Source organism: Bacillus sp. JZ105 (genome assembly GCF_053903125.1).
Genome location: NZ_CP096387.1, coordinates 2,495,922 through 2,515,064 on the forward strand (window position 1 = coordinate 2,495,922; position 19,143 = coordinate 2,515,064).

General features: G+C 42.5%; 23 protein-coding genes, 1 riboswitch and 1 other annotated feature. Of the genes, 5 read left to right on the forward strand and 18 right to left on the reverse strand.

All coding sequences use genetic code 11. The features are described 5' to 3' along the window. Nucleotides 1-23 precede the first annotated feature (23 nt). From M1D81_RS12840 to M1D81_RS12855, 4 genes are all read right to left on the reverse strand, one after another. The gene (locus tag M1D81_RS12840) at nt 24-224 is read right to left on the reverse strand and encodes a DUF2905 domain-containing protein (protein WP_095409186.1); all 201 of its coding nucleotides are present in this window, start codon (nt 222-224) and stop codon (nt 24-26) included. Continuing rightward, nucleotides 217-1,221 (reverse strand): Holliday junction branch migration DNA helicase RuvB, encoded by a 1,005-nt coding sequence (gene ruvB / locus M1D81_RS12845; RefSeq protein ID WP_024423143.1) that lies wholly within the window; start codon nt 1,219-1,221, stop codon nt 217-219. The genes M1D81_RS12840 and ruvB overlap by 8 nt, the downstream gene beginning before the upstream one ends. A gap of 11 nt (nt 1,222-1,232) precedes the next feature. Further along, nucleotides 1,233-1,838 (reverse strand): Holliday junction branch migration protein RuvA, encoded by a 606-nt coding sequence (gene ruvA, locus M1D81_RS12850; protein WP_024423144.1) that lies wholly within the window; start codon nt 1,836-1,838, stop codon nt 1,233-1,235. A 148-nt stretch (nt 1,839-1,986) separates the two neighbouring features. Further along, nucleotides 1,987-2,487 (reverse strand): intercompartmental signaling factor BofC, encoded by a 501-nt coding sequence (locus M1D81_RS12855; RefSeq protein ID WP_073979823.1) that lies wholly within the window; start codon nt 2,485-2,487, stop codon nt 1,987-1,989. Between the two features lie 239 nt (nt 2,488-2,726). Here M1D81_RS12855 and M1D81_RS12860 point away from each other — a divergent pair, with 239 nt between their 5' ends. Further along, the gene (locus tag M1D81_RS12860) at nt 2,727-3,371 is read left to right on the forward strand and encodes a protein kinase family protein (protein ID WP_456266703.1); all 645 of its coding nucleotides are present in this window, start codon (nt 2,727-2,729) and stop codon (nt 3,369-3,371) included. Between the two features lie 33 nt (nt 3,372-3,404). Here M1D81_RS12860 and M1D81_RS12865 read toward each other — a convergent pair whose 3' ends face one another. Then, nucleotides 3,405-3,587 (reverse strand): hypothetical protein, encoded by a 183-nt coding sequence (locus M1D81_RS12865; protein WP_008342761.1) that lies wholly within the window; start codon nt 3,585-3,587, stop codon nt 3,405-3,407. A 192-nt stretch (nt 3,588-3,779) separates the two neighbouring features. On the opposite strand from M1D81_RS12865, the gene M1D81_RS12870 reads away from it, so the two are divergent. Then, nucleotides 3,780-3,923: a hypothetical protein gene (locus tag M1D81_RS12870; protein WP_456266702.1), complete on the forward strand. Its 144-nt coding sequence runs from the start codon at nt 3,780-3,782 to the stop codon at nt 3,921-3,923. 34 nt (nt 3,924-3,957) lie between these two features. Here M1D81_RS12870 and thiC read toward each other — a convergent pair whose 3' ends face one another. Beyond that, nucleotides 3,958-5,718, reverse strand: a complete 1,761-nt coding sequence (gene thiC, locus M1D81_RS12875) for a phosphomethylpyrimidine synthase ThiC (RefSeq protein WP_456266701.1) — start codon at nt 5,716-5,718, stop codon at nt 3,958-3,960. 126 nt (nt 5,719-5,844) lie between these two features. Then, a riboswitch (TPP riboswitch) is annotated at nt 5,845-5,953 on the reverse strand. Between the two features lie 235 nt (nt 5,954-6,188). Between thiC and M1D81_RS12880 the strand changes: the two genes are divergently transcribed. Next, nucleotides 6,189-6,821 (forward strand): LysE family transporter, encoded by a 633-nt coding sequence (locus M1D81_RS12880; RefSeq protein ID WP_024423148.1) that lies wholly within the window; start codon nt 6,189-6,191, stop codon nt 6,819-6,821. Between the two features lie 46 nt (nt 6,822-6,867). Here M1D81_RS12880 and M1D81_RS12885 read toward each other — a convergent pair whose 3' ends face one another. From M1D81_RS12885 to nadB, 5 genes are all read right to left on the reverse strand, one after another. Continuing rightward, the gene (locus M1D81_RS12885) at nt 6,868-7,485 is read right to left on the reverse strand and encodes a YhcN/YlaJ family sporulation lipoprotein (protein WP_456266700.1); all 618 of its coding nucleotides are present in this window, start codon (nt 7,483-7,485) and stop codon (nt 6,868-6,870) included. A 330-nt stretch (nt 7,486-7,815) separates the two neighbouring features. After that, a complete protein-coding gene (safA, locus tag M1D81_RS12890) occupies nt 7,816-9,084 on the reverse strand; it encodes a SafA/ExsA family spore coat assembly protein (protein WP_456266699.1) in 1,269 nt (422 codons plus the stop codon). Between the two features lie 131 nt (nt 9,085-9,215). Further along, on the reverse strand, nt 9,216-10,325 hold the full coding sequence (gene nadA / locus M1D81_RS12895; protein ID WP_456266698.1) for a quinolinate synthase NadA: 1,110 nt from the start codon (nt 10,323-10,325) through the stop codon (nt 9,216-9,218). Then, on the reverse strand, nt 10,312-11,175 hold the full coding sequence (gene nadC, locus M1D81_RS12900) for a carboxylating nicotinate-nucleotide diphosphorylase (RefSeq protein WP_456266697.1): 864 nt from the start codon (nt 11,173-11,175) through the stop codon (nt 10,312-10,314). Before nadC ends, nadA begins: the two co-directional genes overlap by 14 nt. Beyond that, on the reverse strand, nt 11,157-12,731 hold the full coding sequence (gene nadB, locus M1D81_RS12905; protein ID WP_456266696.1) for an L-aspartate oxidase: 1,575 nt from the start codon (nt 12,729-12,731) through the stop codon (nt 11,157-11,159). The genes nadC and nadB overlap by 19 nt, the downstream gene beginning before the upstream one ends. A gap of 94 nt (nt 12,732-12,825) precedes the next feature. Here nadB and M1D81_RS12910 point away from each other — a divergent pair, with 94 nt between their 5' ends. Both M1D81_RS12910 and M1D81_RS12915 read left to right on the forward strand, forming a co-directional pair. Next, nucleotides 12,826-13,968, forward strand: a complete 1,143-nt coding sequence (locus tag M1D81_RS12910) for an IscS subfamily cysteine desulfurase (RefSeq protein WP_456266695.1) — start codon at nt 12,826-12,828, stop codon at nt 13,966-13,968. A gap of 3 nt (nt 13,969-13,971) precedes the next feature. Next, nucleotides 13,972-14,514, forward strand: coding sequence for a transcription repressor NadR (locus M1D81_RS12915; protein WP_247721574.1), 543 nt, complete (start codon nt 13,972-13,974; stop codon nt 14,512-14,514). A 24-nt stretch (nt 14,515-14,538) separates the two neighbouring features. On the opposite strand, the gene pheA is transcribed toward M1D81_RS12915, so the two are convergent. From pheA to rplU, 7 genes are all read right to left on the reverse strand, one after another. Then, nucleotides 14,539-15,417: a prephenate dehydratase gene (gene pheA, locus M1D81_RS12920; protein WP_456266694.1), complete on the reverse strand. Its 879-nt coding sequence runs from the start codon at nt 15,415-15,417 to the stop codon at nt 14,539-14,541. Between the two features lie 18 nt (nt 15,418-15,435). Then, nucleotides 15,436-15,879, reverse strand: coding sequence for an ACT domain-containing protein (locus M1D81_RS12925; protein ID WP_008342790.1), 444 nt, complete (start codon nt 15,877-15,879; stop codon nt 15,436-15,438). A gap of 55 nt (nt 15,880-15,934) precedes the next feature. Beyond that, nucleotides 15,935-17,221, reverse strand: a complete 1,287-nt coding sequence (gene obgE, locus M1D81_RS12930) for a GTPase ObgE (RefSeq protein ID WP_264007673.1) — start codon at nt 17,219-17,221, stop codon at nt 15,935-15,937. Between the two features lie 21 nt (nt 17,222-17,242). Beyond that, nucleotides 17,243-17,836, reverse strand: coding sequence for a Spo0B C-terminal domain-containing protein (locus M1D81_RS12935; protein WP_456266693.1), 594 nt, complete (start codon nt 17,834-17,836; stop codon nt 17,243-17,245). Between the two features lie 257 nt (nt 17,837-18,093). Next, nucleotides 18,094-18,378 (reverse strand): 50S ribosomal protein L27, encoded by a 285-nt coding sequence (gene rpmA, locus M1D81_RS12940; RefSeq protein WP_003216586.1) that lies wholly within the window; start codon nt 18,376-18,378, stop codon nt 18,094-18,096. A gap of 12 nt (nt 18,379-18,390) precedes the next feature. Beyond that, a complete protein-coding gene (locus M1D81_RS12945) occupies nt 18,391-18,729 on the reverse strand; it encodes a ribosomal-processing cysteine protease Prp (RefSeq protein WP_034279847.1) in 339 nt (112 codons plus the stop codon). A 14-nt stretch (nt 18,730-18,743) separates the two neighbouring features. Further along, a complete protein-coding gene (gene rplU / locus M1D81_RS12950; RefSeq protein WP_003216781.1) occupies nt 18,744-19,052 on the reverse strand; it encodes a 50S ribosomal protein L21 in 309 nt (102 codons plus the stop codon). A 12-nt stretch (nt 19,053-19,064) separates the two neighbouring features. Further along, nucleotides 19,065-19,137, reverse strand: a sequence feature (ribosomal protein L21 leader region). Nucleotides 19,138-19,143: the final 6 nt, after the last annotated feature.

Consider the following 19,143-nt stretch of genomic DNA (forward strand, 5'->3'; position numbering starts at 1 on the left):
ATTCTGTAGTTAACTAGTTAACGTTATTTCATCCGTCCAAAGATATTCAGTAATATGGTCAGTACGATGCTAATGACAATGCATGTAATGACAGGAAAAAAGAACGTTACATTTCCTTTTTTCACAAAAATATCACCTGGAAGCTTACCAACCAATTGAAACACTAATCCTGCGGCAAAAAGGACACCGCCTAAAATCATTAACATTTTAGGGAATTCAGTCACGAATCGGAACCTCCATTTGAAAATGTTCATACGCTTCTCTCGTGACGACCCGCCCTCTTGGTGTTCTTTGCAGGAAACCAATTTGAAGTAAGTACGGTTCGTACACATCTTCAATCGTATGTGATTCTTCTCCAATTGTCGCTGAGATCGTATCAAGCCCAACAGGACCGCCTCTAAATTTTTCGATCATACTTAAAAGCAGCTTATGGTCTATATGATCGAGGCCAAGCCTGTCGACTTGAAGACGCTCAAGGGCATCTTCCGCAATATCCTGCGTAATGGCATGATTCCCAAGCACCTGCGCAAAATCTCTTACTCTTCTGAGCAAACGATTGGCAACCCTCGGTGTTCCCCGGGAACGTCTCGCAATCTCTTCAGCAGAGCGAATATCGATCCCAATTTCAAACAGCTCGGCTGTTCTTGCCACAATGTGAGCCAAATCTCTTTGCTCATAGTATTCCAATCTTGCATGCACCCCAAACCTATCACGAAGCGGCGCTGTTAACAGCCCGACACGAGTCGTTGCACCTACAAGCGTAAATGGCGGTAAATCAAGCCGTACAGAGCGCGCTGTATCTCCTTTTCCAATGACAATATCTAAACAAAAATCCTCCATTGCTGGGTACAGCACTTCTTCAATTGAGCGCTGCAAGCGGTGAATTTCATCAATAAACAATACGTCACCTGGCTCAAGAGATGTTAAGATGGCCGCCAAATCACCAGGACGCTCAATTGCTGGCCCTGACGTTGTACGCAGCTGAACATTCATTTCATTGGCAATGATCGACGCAAGTGTTGTTTTCCCAAGTCCAGGAGGTCCATATAAAAGGACGTGATCAAGCGTTTCCTGCCTCATGCGGGCAGCTTCAATAAAAACGCTGAGATTATCCTTTACTTTTTGCTGACCGATATATTGGCTAAGTGTCTGTGGCCGCAGACTTTGCTCAATGGCTGATTCATGGTTGTCTGCTTCAGTTGAGACGAGCCGTTCATCCATGAGACATCACCCTATTTCAACATTTTTTGTAAAGCTTTTTTCACATATTGATCGGTTGTGAGATTCTTTTCTTCTTTTAATAATGGAAGAACCTTTTTGATTTCACGATCACCGTATCCAAGAACACTTAACGCTTCAAGCGCTTCATCTAATGCAGTTTGCTGCGTTTCGACCTGAATGTGGTCCTCGTGATTAAATAAGTTACCAATCATTTCTGGCACTACATCTGCCAGTTTTCCTTTTAGATCCAGAATGATTTGACGTGCTGTTTTTTTGCCCACACCAGGGAATTTAATCAGGAAGGCTTCATCTTCACGTTCTATCGCTGAAATGACAGCGCCAGGATCACCGGAAGCAAGAATCGCGAGTGCACCCTTTGGCCCAATTCCTGTGACATTTAACAGTTTTGTGAACAGCGCTTTTTCTTCTCGTGTTTGAAAACCGTATAACGAAAAGGCGTCTTCCTTTATGTAATGATACGTATAAATCGTTTCTTGTTTATTTACTCGATAGATAAACGGGTTTGGGGTATAGACTTGATATCCCACTCCGCCGTTTTCAATGACAACATATTGCGGGCACACATAATCAATGGTCCCTTTTACAAACTCTATCACCGTTTTCACCTCTTTGACTGTTCTTCATTGTAACATAAATCGAAGAGAAAACCGCAATAAAAGTTAACATACGTTCGCTCAGTACATTTTTATGATGAAACCACGAAAAACAGCTTGCGGTCTTCACACCAGCAAGCTGTTACACGCTTTAAAACGATATTTCATTTCGATAAGGCTTCATGACTTCAAGCACATGCTCAAATTCATCCTTTGTTCGAAAAGGAATGCCTTGCTCAAGCTGCTTTTCCACATGGCTTTCTAAACGGGACGTATCAATTTGAAAAAAGAGATGAATAGGCTCCGCCCAGCCGTCAGGCCTTCCATGAAACGTAGAAATCACACCGTCCTCTGATAATCCGATATATCCATTTGCTTTACTTAATGGAGAGATATCATCAATTTGCTTTCTAAAAAGGGCAAAATCCTCTTTTTGTTCTACCAGCGTCCAGCCTTTATACTGCGCCCAGAATGTGTCTTTGTCTTCTAATGATGCCCGGTGTCTTTCAATACTCACATCGCCGTCTAGATAGACTTTTTCAAGCTGGACGGTAATAGAGTTTGACTGCTTTTGCAAGTGTTCTTTTCCTTCCATATCCGCAGCGAAAAAAAGCACACTTGTCATGATAAGTCCTGTAACGAAACATTTCATCTTCACTTTCACTATTTACACCTCTTTAGAACATGAGATCGATGCATGACATATGTAGTTTGACCCATTTTTCTAAACATTAACCAAATCGATGATTCAAATGTATGTTAAGAGTCTTTCGTTGTATCCTTCATTCGTAAATGTTATGTTTTATACAATCCATTGCTTTATCGAATGACACGGTTTTTTCATCATTCGTTTTTCAGCCGCATAAACTGAAACCAAAGAAGGTGAAGTCAATGTCAGAGGTCAAAAGATTAGCCGAATCGATTCAGTATCATGAAGAGAAACGTTTTCATAAGCTTGCCTATAAACCGGCAGAGCTTGAACTGTGCGGCAAAGGAAGAAGTGCCTATGTCTTTTTATACAAAAAAGACGGCAAGAAAATGGCACTAAAAGTATTTTTCCCTTCTTATCAGCATATTGCCCGCAAAGAGGCTGCCATTTACGAAAAACTTTCTGATTCGTCTTACTATCCTGAGATTTATGAGTTTGGGGATCAGTATATTTTAATGGAATATATTAAAGGCTACACATTCTATGAATGCCTTAATAAAGGAATTCCTATTAAAAAACAAATGATTGAACAAGTCGATGAAGCGCTGGAGGAAGCGCGCGAGAAAGGATTGAATCCTTCTGATATTCATCTGCGCAATCTGATCTTAACAAAAGAAGGGCGGATCAGGGTCATTGACGTTGCCAGATTCACACAAACGAAATCATGTCATCAATGGGATGATTTAAAAGCCGCTTATGCCTATTACCAAAAACCTTTTTTCCCTAAAAAAGCACCGCGTCTGTGGCTTGAAGTTATTGCTTATTTGTATAAAAAGAACTGGCTGTCCTGCGGGCAGCTTAATAATCGAAATGATTTTTCTGCATAATGAAAGCCGCTCTCTTTTGAGCGGCTTTCTGCGTTATTCTGTTTCTACATGGATACTATTGACGTTTAATAGGTTAATGATTTCATTATTCAGCTTAAACCAATGATTGGCTTCTTCAATTTTTTTATACACATCATAGGTAGCTGGACGTTTGAGCTCGAAATCAAGCACTTCCCCATTGTTCATATGAAATGTTACCTTAAATACTTTCATCATAAGATCACCTTCCACTCTTTCTTGTTCGCTGGTCAAATAGATCAGCTCTTTTCATTCATTCTCTATTGAACTCGTTTCCCCTCCTTGTTTCCATTCAAACCCAAGAAGTTTAAATTTTGTTTAAATTCACACAACATATCTATCTCTCATATCTGCAAAGAAGTATATTGGTTAAAAAGGAGGCTGCCCTTGATGAAACAGAAAAAGAAACCATCTCAAGAAAGAAAAACAGTCTTTTTTCATTTAACAGATGCCCTTATTCCAAGTGTGGACATGATGGCATATGCAGTAAAGGCATTTTTTCACCTTTTAAGAAAAGCCTTTTCAGCCGTTTAATAAAACCCCGCACAGCATCGTGCGAGGTTCTTTTTTAGGGCTGATAAATTTGACTTCCTTGATTAACAAACTCCTTCGCCTTCTTTTCCATCTCTCTTTTCACTTCTTCAGATTGATTGCGGATATCATGAGAAATTTTCATACTGCAAAACTTCGGTCCGCACATCGAGCAAAAGTGAGCGGTCTTAGCGCCTTCGGCAGGCAATGTTTCATCATGGAACGCCAAGGCTCTTTCTGGATCAAGTGACAGGTTGAATTGATCCTGCCACCTAAATTCAAATCGCGCTTTTGATAATGCATCATCGCGCTTTTGAGCCGCAGGATGTCCTTTTGCTAGATCAGCAGCATGTGCGGCAATTTTATAAGCGATCACGCCTTCTCTCACATCTTCTTTATTCGGCAGACCTAAATGCTCTTTTGGCGTTACATAGCACAGCATGGCTGTGCCGTACCAGCCGATCATGGCCGCACCGATGGCGGATGTAATGTGATCATACCCCGGCGCGATATCTGTTGTAAGAGGCCCTAATGTATAAAATGGTGCTTCCTTGCAAATGTCCATTTGCTTGTCCACATTCTCTTTAATTTTATCCATTGGGACATGGCCGGGCCCTTCAATCATCACCTGCACATCATGTTTCCAGGCGATCTCTGTTAATTCACCTAACGTTTCCAGCTCTGCAAACTGCGCCTCATCATTGGCATCAGCAATCGAGCCTGGTCTAAGTCCATCTCCAAGTGAAAAGGCGATATCATACGTTTTCATAATTTCACAAATATCTTCAAAGTGCGTGTAGAGGAAATTCTCTTGATGATGAGCAAGACACCATCTTGCCATAATCGCACCGCCTCTTGAAACAATTCCGGTCACCCGATCAACTGTAAGCGGAATATATCTTAACAGCACGCCCGCATGAATTGTAAAATAATCTACACCTTGTTCTGCTTGTTCAATTAATGTGTCTCTGTACACATCCCACGTCAAATCTTCTGCGACTCCATTCACTTTTTCAAGGGCCTGATAGATAGGAACGGTTCCTACTGGGACGGGGCAATTCCGAATGATCCATTCTCTCGTTGTATGAATATCCTTTCCAGTAGACAGATCCATCATTGTATCTGCCCCCCATCTGATCGCCCATGTCATTTTTTCAACCTCTTCATTAATGGATGATGTTACAGCTGAATTGCCAATATTCGCATTGATTTTGACATGAAAATTCCTTCCGATAATCATTGGTTCACTTTCTGGATGGTTAATATTCGAAGGAATAACGGCTCTTCCGCTCGCTACTTCCTCTCTAACAAACTCAGGGCTTAGCTCTTCTCTTATTGCGATAAACTCCATTTCAGGCGTAATGATGCCTTTTTTGGCATAATGCATTTGCGTTACGCGCGCTCCTTGTTTCGCGCGGAGCGGCTTATGATGAAAATCAGTTTGGACAGAATGGAAGGACTCCTTCTCCCTTGACCGATATCCGTTATCTTCCGGTTTTACATGACGCCCTTCATAGCTTTCTGTATCTCCTCTTTCTTCAATCCATGCTGCCCTAAGACGCTTTAATCCTTTTGTGACGTCAATATGAACGTTCTCATCAGTGTACGGTCCACTCGTATCGTATACACGGGCTGGTTCATTTTTTATGTCGCCCGCCTCTGTCACAGTATGTGAGAGCACAATCTCTCTTTTCGGTACTAAGATATCGGGCCTTGATCCTTTCTCATACACCTTTCGGCTGCCGTCAAAGCTGGATAATAATGATTGGTTGGATGGGACACTTTTCTTTTCCTTCATTTGCTGTTCTCTCCTTTTCTTCTTGTCACCGGACAGGATGGAATCAGCACCAGCAAAAAACCAGGCTCTATTTAAAGAACCTGGTTTCGTCGTCAGAAATAAACATGCATATCATTGATAGGATACATGCATCATCTTCAACTTCCCCACGCTGGTACGAGCCAGATCAGGTCCAAAGGGTTAAGAAGCTTATGCTTCTCTCTCAGCCCATTTACGGGCACCCCTAGTCACTTTTATTGATTTCCACATCAGTGTAGCATAGAGACATCATGAAGAAAAGAAGATTCAGGAAAATAGTTCCTTTCCCCTATAAGCGTTATGGATCATGTTGATATACAGTCTTCTATACATCATCTATCTCTATCATTTCAATCAAATCTGAAATAAACATTGATCCTTTTCTCCTGTTATGTATAATTAATCTAAACGGAGAATTTTTATACAATTTATTCAAAGGAAGTTCTAGTCGATTGCAAACATTTCTCACATTTATCGTCGTAGGATTCTCAATTGCTCTGCCTGTTGGAGCAATCACGGTTGAAATGACAAAACAGGGACTCAAAAACGGATTCTTTCATGGTTTAACTGTCGGAGCAGGCGGTATGACCATAGACTTATTACTTATTTTGGCTTTATATGCTGGATTTGCTCAGTTTTTATCTTTGCCGTTTGTTCAAATCCCGCTCTGGCTGATCGGAGCTGTATTTTTAATGATTCTCGCATACGATTCCATTAAAAATGCGGATCAAGATATCCATTTAGCAGGAGAAAAGGTCAATAAATCATTCGCAAAAACATATCGAAACGGCTTGCTCGTGGCGGTATCTCCTGGAAATCTTGTGTTCTGGGTTTCTGTTTTTGGGGCTGTCCTTGCGGATGCGTATACAAAAACAGACTCATCTGAATTTATGCTGGCTGCCGGCGGTATTTTGGCAGGGATTCTCCTTCATGACATCGGTCTTCTCACACTTGTATCCTTAACTAGAAAAGTGATGAATCGGACGATGATCAAGTGGACATCCATTATTGCTGGTATTTTATTACTAGGGTTTGGCTGTTATTTCTTTTACGAATTTTATATAGGCATCAAGGTTTATTTTTAAGAAAAGGCTAAAGTTCGTGATGAACTTTAGCCTTTTTGATGTCAAACTACCGGGTCATGCCTGTTTGGCCTGTTTCAAATTGCGTTCTTCTCATGTCTCTAAAGCGTGTGAATGCACCTTCATCTTTTATGACTTGGACTGCTCTTCCATCCGCATAACGAGTCGCTGCTTCTTCTACTTGTGATACACCTTCCGACGTCAGGCGGCCATCTGATTTAATGGCAATATACACATTCTCATCCGTCACCATGACTTGAGAGTCAGCCACGTGATTCATTTTATTGATGCGGTTGGCAATTTTTCTTGAACGCTGGATGTTCTCTTGTTTATCATAGCCTGAGAACGACATTTGGTTATGATAGTTCATATCTCCATGACTGTAGCGTCCATCTCCACCTGTGAGAGGGATTCGATCATCAGCTTGAGGACGTGTACGGTAATCAACATTCGTTGTATTTCTCCCGTTCATTCCCTCCATGAGTTCAGAAACTGGTCCTTGATGATCTTGGTTGTTGTCTTCCGCTCGTTGATTCGAATGATAACCAACCGGCTGGCCTGATTGATTATGACGTGTATCGACACCTGCGTTATTATTTGCACCACATGCCGTTAAACCAATAGGAAGAAGCACTAATGCGATTGTTTTTTGCCATTTTTGTCTCAAACGAAAAACCCCCTGTACAAATTCAATCTCATGAGCGCGAAACAGGCTCTGTTTTAGCATGTACAGTTAGGAAAAAAATCAAGCTGTCAGTTATAAACAAAAAAAGGAACGATTGAGATCGTTCCTTCCGACTGGTGACAAATGCTAAAATGTTCTTGATTTTAGCCATTTGTCTTCTTTTCAGCGTAATAGAAAACCTTTGCAATCTAGGAGGCGAGCACCGGAACGGAGCGAATTTGACATTCGTGAGTACCGGCGCGCAGACCTGACACCGAATGCGAGGGTTTGTCTACACGCTGAAAGGAACGATTGAGATCGTTCCTTCTGTCATTAATCTTCTTCTTCTTCCTCCGGCCTTGCAAAAACGGATTGACCTGGATATGACTGCATGTAAGGCTGAGCTGGATAAGCACCCATTTGGCCATAAGGAACAGAATTCGGATAATGTCCCAGCCAAGGCTGATGATGATGCTTCATGCCATCATCGCATCCACAATCTTCCTTGCCATATGCTGCATTTGAAACGTTTGGAAAAAAGCCTTGATTTGCGTTGGCATTTGCATTGGCATTCGGATGCATATGGTGATGCCAGTGATGTCCGTCGTTTGCATGGTGCTCATGATTTTCTCCGTAGTAAGCAGGCGCTTGATACGCAGGATAATACGGATGAGCTGGGTATGGATATGGCATCATATGATGGTGATAATATGGATGGATAGGATAACATAAGCCTGATCCCGGTAAAATTGGCGATGCCGGCACCATTTGCTGCGGATATGGATACATCGCCGGCATGTAATGACCATAACCAAAATAAGGATCATATGGTTCATGATGATGATGCTGGTGATGATGCTCGTTATTTTCAGCCATTCCCCCTACCGCTGCCCCTCCCACATTTGGCATTTGCGGGAAGTTAGGAAGGTTCGGATAATTGCCATGCTCCATGTCTTTTCCCTCCTCTTTTTGATGCGGAATATGAATAAACGGATCATACCCCTTTGCCACTTCATCTTTTAGATGACCTTTATTTTCATGATGAAAATGGTCCTTGTGATCTTTATGTTCCTTATTTTCATGATGGACATGACCCTTGTTATCTTTGTGGTCTTTATTTTCATGATGAAAATGATCCTTGTGATCCTTTTTGTCATGAACATGATCTTTCTTCTCATGAACGTGATCTTTTTTCTCGTGATGATCTTTTTTGGGAGGAGGTGTGAATGGCTGGTAGAGATTGGTCTGATAATAGTTCACATCCACTTGCGGAAAAACTGGCTGCTCGATTTTTGGCACTGGCGGTACATATGGTACCGGTTCATTTGGCTTTTCCTTCGGTTTCGTATCTTGCACTTGCACGACATCTTTTGGCTTTTCTTTCACATACGGATGTTCTTTCGTTTTTGGCATTTCTTTTGCTTTGTGATGATCTGTTTTCACAGGAACACCACTAGATGGAATTTTAATCTTCATACCCGGCATGATCAAATCAGGATTACTGAGCTGTGAATTTAGTTTTTTCAATTCTTGAAAGTCGACTCCGTATTTCTTTGAAATTTTCCAAAGGGAGTCTCCTTTTTGCACAATATGAATTTTCAACGTTTTCCCCTCCTATGCAAAACGTGAACGTAACGGTTATGTCAGAAGTACAATATGTTTCAACATAAATTTATGCCTATTTACAAGCCGATATGATAAAAACTTGTTTTCTGATAGGAGAGGCTGATTCATTATTTAATGGCGAGCATTTTCTCGAGTGCAAGCAAAGCGTCTTTCGTGATGTCTTCATTGACCTGTATCAACCCGGCCGGCTGACCCTTCTCAATGCTTTCAAGCGACCATAACAAATGAGGCAGATCAATCCGGTTCATAGTCAAACATGGACACATATCCGGATTAAGGGATTCAATTTGTTTATCTGGGTGCTGCGCTATGATCCGTTTGACTAAATTCATCTCTGTTCCAATCGCCCATTTGCTTCCTGCTGGCGCCTGTTTGATCGTATCAATAATAAATTTTGTTGAACCTGCTAGGTCAGAAGCCCTTACGACCTCATGCGTACATTCAGGATGAACAAGAATTTGAATGTCACGGTCTTTTTTTCTCATGTCTTCTATATTCCGAACGGTAAACTTCTCATGTACGGAGCAATGGCCTTTCCATAAAATCATCTTGATCCGGGAAAGCGGCTGATCAGTGATAAGCTTTTCTTCTATCTGATCCCAGACAGCCATTTCTTCTAGCGGAATACCTAAATCAAAAGCCGTATTACGCCCTAGGTGCTGATCAGGGAGAAAGAGAATCCGCTCTTTTTGCGTCAGCGCCCACTCGAGTATTTTTTTAGCGTTTGATGAAGTAACAGTCGCCCCGCCATGCTTGCCGACAAATGCTTTAATGTCTGCTGTTGAATTGACGTACGTAAGCGGAAGTATTGTATCCCCAAACAGATCAGTGAGCTGCTCCCATGCTCTGTCTGTTTGTTTCATGTTCGCCATATCTGCCATGGAACAGCCTGCCCTCATATCTGGCAATACAACGCTTTGATTCTTGTTTGACAGCATATCTGCCGTTTCTGCCATAAAATGAACACCGCAGAACACAATGTATTCAGCCTCATGATTGTCAGCAGCTATTTGCGCCAGCTGCAATGAATCTCCTGTTGCATCTGCAAATTCAATGACCTCATCCTTTTGATAATGGTGGCCTGGTATAAAAAGCTTTGAACCAAAAGCCCGCTTAATGTCTAACACTCGCTGCTTCATCTCATCATCAGAGCGGTGTTTATATTCATCTGGCATCATGACTGCATGTTGATTGGCTAATATATTAAGCATGGACATGAGTTGTTCCCCCTTTATGACTGAATTCCATATTCATACTAAAATCAAATGCTGGAGCAGAATGTGTCAGAAAGCCAAGCGAAATAAGGTCGACTCCTGTGCCCCTGTAGCTTGGCAATGTCTCTAGCGTGATGCCTCCTGAAGCCTCTGTCAGAATGGACTCTGGTGTCATTTGTTTAAAACGCTTTACCTCATCCGGAGAACAGTTATCAAACATGATGACATCCGCTTTTGCATCAATGGCTTCCATAAGCTGCGTTTCTGATTCAATTTCCACTTCAATTTTCACCATATGACCGGCATATGCTCTCGCTTTCTCTACAGCTTCACGGATAGAACCGCATGCCGCAATATGATTATCTTTAATCATCACCCCATCTGATAAACCAAAGCGATGATTCTTTCCACCGCCCGTCTTCACTGCATATTTCTCTAACATACGCAAGCCGGGTGTCGTTTTTCTCGTATCACAAATCGTAATAGACGGGTCAGCTAATCTGCGGACCGCCTCATGTGTTAAGGTGGCGATACCTGTCATTCGCTGCAATAGATTTAAAATGACCCTCTCTCCCTTTAATAAGTCGTTGACTGAGCCCTTTATTTTCGCCAGTACCGCGCCTGAATGAATCCAATCACCTTCTTGAAAATACAGCTCCGTTTGAATCTGTTCATTCAACAGGCGGTACCCTATATCAATCACTTGTGATCCTGCCAATACACCAGATTGTTTCGCAATGATAAAAGCTGTTCCCTTCTTGTCTCCAAAGATGGCATCTGCTGATACATCTCCAAAGCCAATATCTTCTGTGAAAAAATGAGTGAGCATTTGTTTTAACTGTAAACGTTCCATTTGGCACCGATCCTTTCATTTTTCATGATATGAATGTGACCTTTTTCATGAACAATCTGCCTGCCCCGCCACAACGCATCGCTCCGCTCTGGATAATCCATTCGATAATGGCCGCCTCTGCTTTCTGTACGGAGTAATGCAGATTTGGCAAGGCAAACCGCTAATGCCCATTGATTGCTTAATTCGATCTGTTTATTTGTGATATCCTTCACATTAATTTGCTGAAAATTGACATGCTGTAACGAATGAAGCAAGGTCTGCAAGCCTTTTTCATCTCTCACAATGGCCGCAAATGTAGTCATCCATTGTCTCAGTTGAGATGTTGAAATCATTGGGACCATCCATATTTCTTGAATTGAAAAAGGTGGACTTGTTTCTTTCTGTTTAGGCAGTTGTTCAATTCTCTGTGCCGCTTTGCTGCCTAACACGAGACCTTCCAGAAGAGAATTACTCGCCAATCGATTCGCACCGTGTAAGCCAGTACAGGCCGCTTCTCCAATGGCAAATAGCGCTGGAACAGTCGTTTCTCCATATTCATTGACGCGAATGCCGCCCATTAAAAAGTGCATACCGGGGGAAATTGGCAGCCTGCCGCTTGCCATATCGACGCCTGCACGCTGGCACATCTGAGCTATGGCCGGAAAACGAGCTGAAAAATGCGGAATATCATGGATGTTAAGATACAATTGATGACCTAATTGCTGCTCATGAAAAATAGCTCTAGCGACCACATCTCTAGGTGCTAAATCAGCTTGTGGGTGAATACCTTTCATGATCCGCCTGCCTGTTTCATCTTCTAAATAAGCCCCCTCTCCCCGTACTGCCTCTGAAATAAGGCCAACTGCTTTTCCAGCGATTGTTAAAAGAGTTGGATGGAATTGAACAAATTCGAGATCCACTAATTGTGCCCCGGCTCGATAGGCCATCATCAGTCCGTCTCCTGTTATAGAAGGATCATTTGTGTTTGTCTCATACAGGGAGCCGCAGCCGCCAGTTGATAAAACAACGGCATCTGCGGTCATCGTATGTACGTGTCCTGTCTCGTCTTTCCATACAACACCCGTACATGTCCCTTCATGAACCAATAGATCAATGACATGATGATATTCGTATAAATGAATATGTGAGCCGAGCTGACTTTTCAGAAACTGTATAATGGTTTTACCTGATTGATCTCCTCCTGCATGCAAGATGCGATGAGTGGTATGTGCTCCCTCTTTGCCTAATTGCAGCTCTCCCGCCTTATCTTGATCAAATGGACAGCCTTCTGCTACGAGCTGCTCCACAAGGTGTTTTCCAAGTCTCACGATTTCTTGTACGGTTCTTTCATCATTGTGGTCACAGCCGGCAGCTAGTGTATCTTGCACATGCTGCTCAGCTGAATCATGTGCTGAAAAGGCAGCAGCGATTCCTCCTTGTGCCAGCATGGAATTACTAGATGAACATTGTTTTTTTGTCATCATGATGACTTGGCAGCTTTTCGAAATGTTTTTTGCAAAGGAAAGCGCTGCAATGCCTGATCCCACCACAATGACTTTTTTGATTGATGACACCATCGCCCCTCCTGTCATTTACACCTGTCTTGACACATATCATTACACAACACTAAAATAAATACAAGAAAAAATTTTCACACGGGAGATGGATGGGTTGGTTTATTTAGATTACGCAGCTTCTACACCTGTTTCAGAGGAAGCGCTGCATGTTTTTGAACAGCTAAGCAAAAATTTCTACGGAAACGCAAGCAGCCTTCATGATGCTGGGGGAAAAGCAAATGACATATTGACTTACAGCAGACAATCACTCGCTGCCATGATCGAGGGTGAACCGGATGGGATCTATTTTACAAGCGGTGGAACTGAATCCAATCTCCTTGCGATTCAATCGATCATCAATGGACTGCCAGCACATCAACAGCATGTCATCACAACTTCAGTTGAGCATCCTTCTGTTCATTATGCAGTTAGCAGCTTAGAGCGTCTTGGCGTAAAAGTCACGATCATTGAACCCAATCAGGATGGAATCATAACAAAGGACATTCTCAAAAAAGCATTATTGCCTGAAACAGGACTAGTATCTATTCAGCATGCTAATTCAGAAACAGGAATTATCCAGCCGCTTGCTGAATTAGCGCCTCTTTTAAAAGAAAGGAACATTCTTTTTCATACAGATGCTGTGCAAACATTTGGAAAGATTCGTGTGTCCATCAAAGAACTTGGAGTCGATGCTGTGTCCATCTCAAGTCATAAAGTGTATGCTCCTAAAGGCGCTGGTGCCGTTTATATGGGCGCTCATGTTCCTTGGAAACCTTTATATACAGGAGCAGTTCAGGAAAATGGCTTACGTCCAGGGACAGTAAACGTTCCATGTATCGGTGCTTTTGCTGCCGCAAGTGAACAAGCGATGCTTAGGCTGGATGAACAGCAAAAATTAGATAAGCAGCTGCGTGATTATTTTCTTCAGCAGTTAAAAATAAGACAGCTGCCAGTTCGTACGCTTCAGGACAATGACAATCGCCGCATGCTGCCTCATATTATTGGTTGTTTTTTTGAAGGGTTTGAAGGACAATATGTAATGTTAGCATGTAACCGGCATGGGATTTGTCTATCTACTGGAAGCGCATGTGCTTCCGGTTATCACCATCCTTCCCCTGCTGTGAAGGCATTGCGTGTATCAGATCGTGATGCCCTACAATTTATTCGACTATCATTAGGATATCAGTCATCAAAAGATGACATCGATCAGCTTTTGCATACATTTGAGCATTTGCAAAAGGAGAAGAAGGGAGCTTAGGACGTGGAGCAAGAGAGGAAACTCATTGGCGAAGAAAGAAGAAACGCCATTTTAGAGTGGCTGAAAGAAACAGACACACCGCTCACTGGAAGCTTTTTAGCTAAAAAGGCGGCTGTCTCTCGACAAGTCATTGTACAAGATATTTCATTATTAAAAGCAAAAAACGAACCCATTATTGCCACAAGCCAAGGCTATGTGTATATGGCAGCGCAGCATGCGCCAGAAAGAGAAATTGAACAAATCATCGCCTGCAAGCATGATCCTGCTCGTACAGAAGAGGAACTGACCTTGATTGTAGACTTTGGAGTGACGGTGAAAGATGTGATCATTGAGCACCCTGTTTATGGTGAACTAACGGCCTCTATTCGCGTCAGCACACGGAAACAAGTCGCTGATTTTGTCCATCATATTTCTAACACCGGCGCGTCCTACTTGTCAGAACTAACAGACGGCGTGCACCTGCATACTCTCACTGCTTACAGCCAAAAACAGCTTGACCAAGCCATTCAAGCGCTGGATGATGCTGGGTTTTTAATAAAAGACTAAAAAAATAGTGTCCTGCACGGGACACTATTTTTCATTCGTTAATTCATATGTTTGATAGCTGCCGAGCAGCTTGACCTCACAGCCAATCGCTTCTAATTCTTGAATCGCACCAGGGACGAGGACATCATCCATTTCTTTTTCAATATCAATAATAAATAAATAATGTCCAAGACCTGTTTTTGTCGGACGAGATTCAATTTTTGACAAGTTGAGATTCCGCCAAGAAAAAGCAGACAGCACGCGGTGCAATGCGCCTGATTGGTCATCCTTAGGCAGACTGACCACAATGGTCGTTTTTGGCTTTGATGAGAAACCAGAATTCATTGGGAACGATGCGTTAGGATTTTTATGTAAAATCACAAAGCGTGTATGGTTGTGCGGATAATCATGAATGTCTTTTTTCGCAATCGTCAAACCATACGTTTTTGCGGCAATTTCATTGGCAATAGCCCCGACAGCTTCATCTGGATGCTCACTGATGTATTTTGCTGCATAGCCTGTTGATTCCACTGGCCGATGAGGAATATGAGGGTACTGCTTTTTCAGAAATTGATGACACTGGGCAATCGCGTGAGGATGCGATTGAATAACATCTAACGTCTCCCAGCTCTCCGCTCTTGATGGGTGGACAAGCAAATGCTGCCGAATCGGTGCTGTCATCTCCCCCACAATGGACAGCGCTTCTTCATGAATTAAATAATCAATCGTTAAGTTCACAGATCCTTCAAGTGCATTTTCAAGTGGAACGACCGCCAAATCGACTTCGCCTTTTGACACAGCATCCATACATTGCGGAATCGTTGCATAGGCACGCTGCACCGTATCTTTTGGAAAACAAGAGCATACGGCCAAATGAGTAAATGTTGCCTCTGGTCCAAAATAACCTACAGTTAATTGCTTCATCTGCTATGATCTCTCCTTTTACGCCCCAGAACCTAGAATTTCGACTTTTTCGACAAATTCAAGCTTTCTTAATTGATTCATGACGGTGTTGATATCATCTGCCATACCAGCTGTACTAATTGATAAGGTGACATTCGCTCTTCCTTGCAGCGGAATCGTTTGGTGAATGGATAACACATTACAGCCAGAGTCAGCCACAATTTGAAGCAGTCTTGATAAAGCCCCAGACCGGTCCTCAAGGTGGAAAAACAATGTGATGATCTGCTCTTTCACCATTGTATAAAATGGAAAAACAGCATCTCGGTATTTATAAAAAGCACTGCGGCTTAAATCCGCTTTTTGAACAGCATCGGCAACTGAATCCGCTTTTTTGCGATCGAGAAGCTTTTTGACCTCAAGCGTTTTTCGCATCGCATCTGGAAGTACATCCTCTCTTACTAAATAGAACGTTTCTTCTTTCACCTGTTTTCTCCCCTTTTAAAAACGGGAGAGCCCATGGTCTGGACCCTCCTTTTGATCAATCAATAAATTCGAATTCAAATTCAAGCAGACGAATGATGTCGCCATCTTTTGCTCCGCGCTCACGCAACGCATCATCGACACCCATTCCGCGCAGCTGTCTAGAGAATCGTTTAACAGATTCATCTCTTGAGAAGTCTGTCATCTTAAACAGACGCTCAAGTGCTTTACCCGTTAAGACAAATGTGCCATCAGGATCTCTAGAGATTTCAAATGGTGCATCGCCTTCATCAAACCTGTACATCACGCGGTTATCCGACAGCTCATCTTCATTATAGAGCGGGAATTCCGGTGTTGTTTCAAGCTGATTGGCGATTTCAAATAAGAGCTCACGAAGCCCTTCTCTTGTGATCGCACTAATCGGGAACACTTTATAGTCATCCGTTAATTTTTCTTTAAATGCCTCTAGGTTGTCAGCTGCATCTGGCATGTCCATTTTGTTCGCAACAATGATTTGCGGACGCTCTGTCAATCTCATATTGTACTGCTCAAGCTCTTCATTAATCGTCACGTAGTCTTCGTATGGGTCACGCCCTTCAAGTCCAGACATATCAATGACATGGACAATGACACGTGTACGCTCAATATGACGTAAAAATTGATGACCTAAGCCAACGCCTTCGTGCGCTCCTTCGATCAGTCCTGGCAGATCCGCCATAACAAAGCTTCGGTTATCGTCTGTTTCAACAACACCGAGGTTCGGCACAAGCGTTGTAAAATGATAATCCGCAATTTTTGGTTTCGCAGAAGAGACAATCGAAAGCAATGTTGACTTCCCGACACTTGGGAAACCAACAAGTCCAACATCTGCAAGTACTTTTAATTCTAAGATGACGTCACGTTCTTTACCTGGCTCACCGTTTTCAGACAGCTGTGGTGCAGGGTTTGCTGGTGTTGCGAAGCGTGAATTCCCGCGTCCGCCACGTCCGCCTTTAGCAATTACAGCCCGCTGCCCATGCTCTGTCAAGTCAGCTAGTACTTGTTCCGTCTCTGCATCTGTCACAACCGTACCCGGCGGAACTTTGACAATCATTTCTTCCGCATTTCGGCCATGCTGGTTTTTACTCATTCCATGCTCGCCGCGGTCAGCCTTGAAATGGCGCTTATAACGAAAGTCCATTAACGTTCTAAGTCCTTCGTCTACTTCAAATACAACATCTGCACCATTTCCGCCGTCGCCGCCTGCTGGGCCGCCCTTTGGTACATATTTTTCACGACGGAACGCCACCATACCGTTTCCGCCGTCACCGCCTTTAACATACACTTTAACCTGATCTACAAACATAACTTCCTCCGTTTCTCTGCATCACATATCTCGTTCTTGCCTCAAACAAAGCTCAATCATGGACTCATGAGGCGTCACATGAAATTGCGTTATACTCATACATGGATAGTTTGCGTCATGAAACGCATTTAACGCATCCAAACTTGTTAATTTTCCTTTGAAATCAAAATATAAGATCACATCATTTTCTTCATGATCTGTTTGGAACGTGACCGTTAAATGATTTTCAGTTTTTTGGCAAACTGATTGATCGAATATCGAAAACAACTCCTGTGATACCGTTAGCAGCTGCGATTCATATGCTGATAAGTCTCGGGTTTCACCAAGCACTTCATAATCTAAGGTGATAAAATGCGACTCCCAATTAAATGTTAGAAAGTAATAGGCCAATTGGGGAATTTTTAAATTTGAGAGTTTGGATTCATGCTGTGCTTCAATGACCATTTCTTCTATAATTTCAAACACGCGGTCATATTTTTCTAATGTCAAGTTGCCTTTGATCAGCTGTAATTTATTCATCCAGTCGTGTCTGGAACGACTGAGCAGATAGATCAATTCATTTGTTAATGCAACGTGAGTTAATTTTTCATTTTCTTTACTTGGTATCTCTTCCATTATCGCACTCCCAATCGTTTGGTCTCTCTTTTAGGAGTCTTATCATCAATATGTCTCCCTGAATTATAACAGAGAAGACAGCATAGAAAAACACTAGTTATGTGAGGAAAGGTTGTTTTTTCTGATCGTATAGGAGAAAATGAGGCAAAGTCAGCAAACGTTCTTTGATATTTATGGAGTGCATCTTCTTTTATCATCTTCGGTACTGCTTGTAAAAAGTGAAAAAAACTCCAGTCAATGACCGGAGTTTTTAGCAATTATTGTGCCGCAGGATATACGCTCACTTTTTTACGGTCACGACCGAAACGTTCGAATTTAACCGTTCCGTCGATTTTAGCGAAAAGAGTGTCGTCGCCTCCGCGTCCAACGTTTTCACCTGGATAGATTTTCGTTCCACGTTGACGATAAAGGATAGAACCACCAGTTACGAATTGACCATCAGCACGTTTAGCGCCTAAACGTTTAGACTCAGAGTCACGTCCGTTCTTTGTAGAACCTACCCCTTTTTTAGATGCGAAAAATTGAAGATCTAATCTAAGCATGAAGTTCACCTCCTATTTTTTTGTTGATATTCTCACATAATCGTGATAATCTCGTTCAATTGTCTCTAAGGAAACGACCATGCCTTCTAAAAGCAGCTGGGCTTTTTCAAAGGATACTGGATCTGTATCAGCCGGCAGTTCAAAAGAGAAGTAGCCGCCTTCTTCACCAATATCAAGCAGTGGGTCCAATCCTGTCAGTGCAATAATTGAATTGACTGAGCCGAAAACAACAGCAGATACACCTGCACAAACGAGATCCTGACCTTTTTCAGCAAACTCGGCATGTCCAGTCATCTGAAAAGACGTAATGCTTTCATCTGCTGAAGACCGAGTAATGGTTGCTTTGATCATATCACTCACACGCCTTAAGCGTTGATTTTTTCGATAACAACTTTAGTGTAAGGTTGACGATGACCTTGTTTCTTGTGGTTGTTTTTCTTCGGTTTGTACTTGAACACAGTAATTTTCTTACCGCGACCTTGTTTTTCAACTTTAGCCGTTACTGTTGCTCCAGCAACTGAAGGATTACCCACTTTGACAGTGTCTCCGCCGACAAACAATACGTTTTCGAAAGTTACTGTTTCACCTGCTTCAGCAGCTAGTTTTTCAACATAAACAGTTTGACCTTCTTCAACTTTTACTTGTTTACCACCAGTTTCGATAATTGCGTACATCTCTGCACCTCCTAATAAACTCAGACTCGCCGAATACAGGGGGCCATAGGCACTTTACACCTGCTCCGCGCGGTTGTAGCACGGGTGCTAC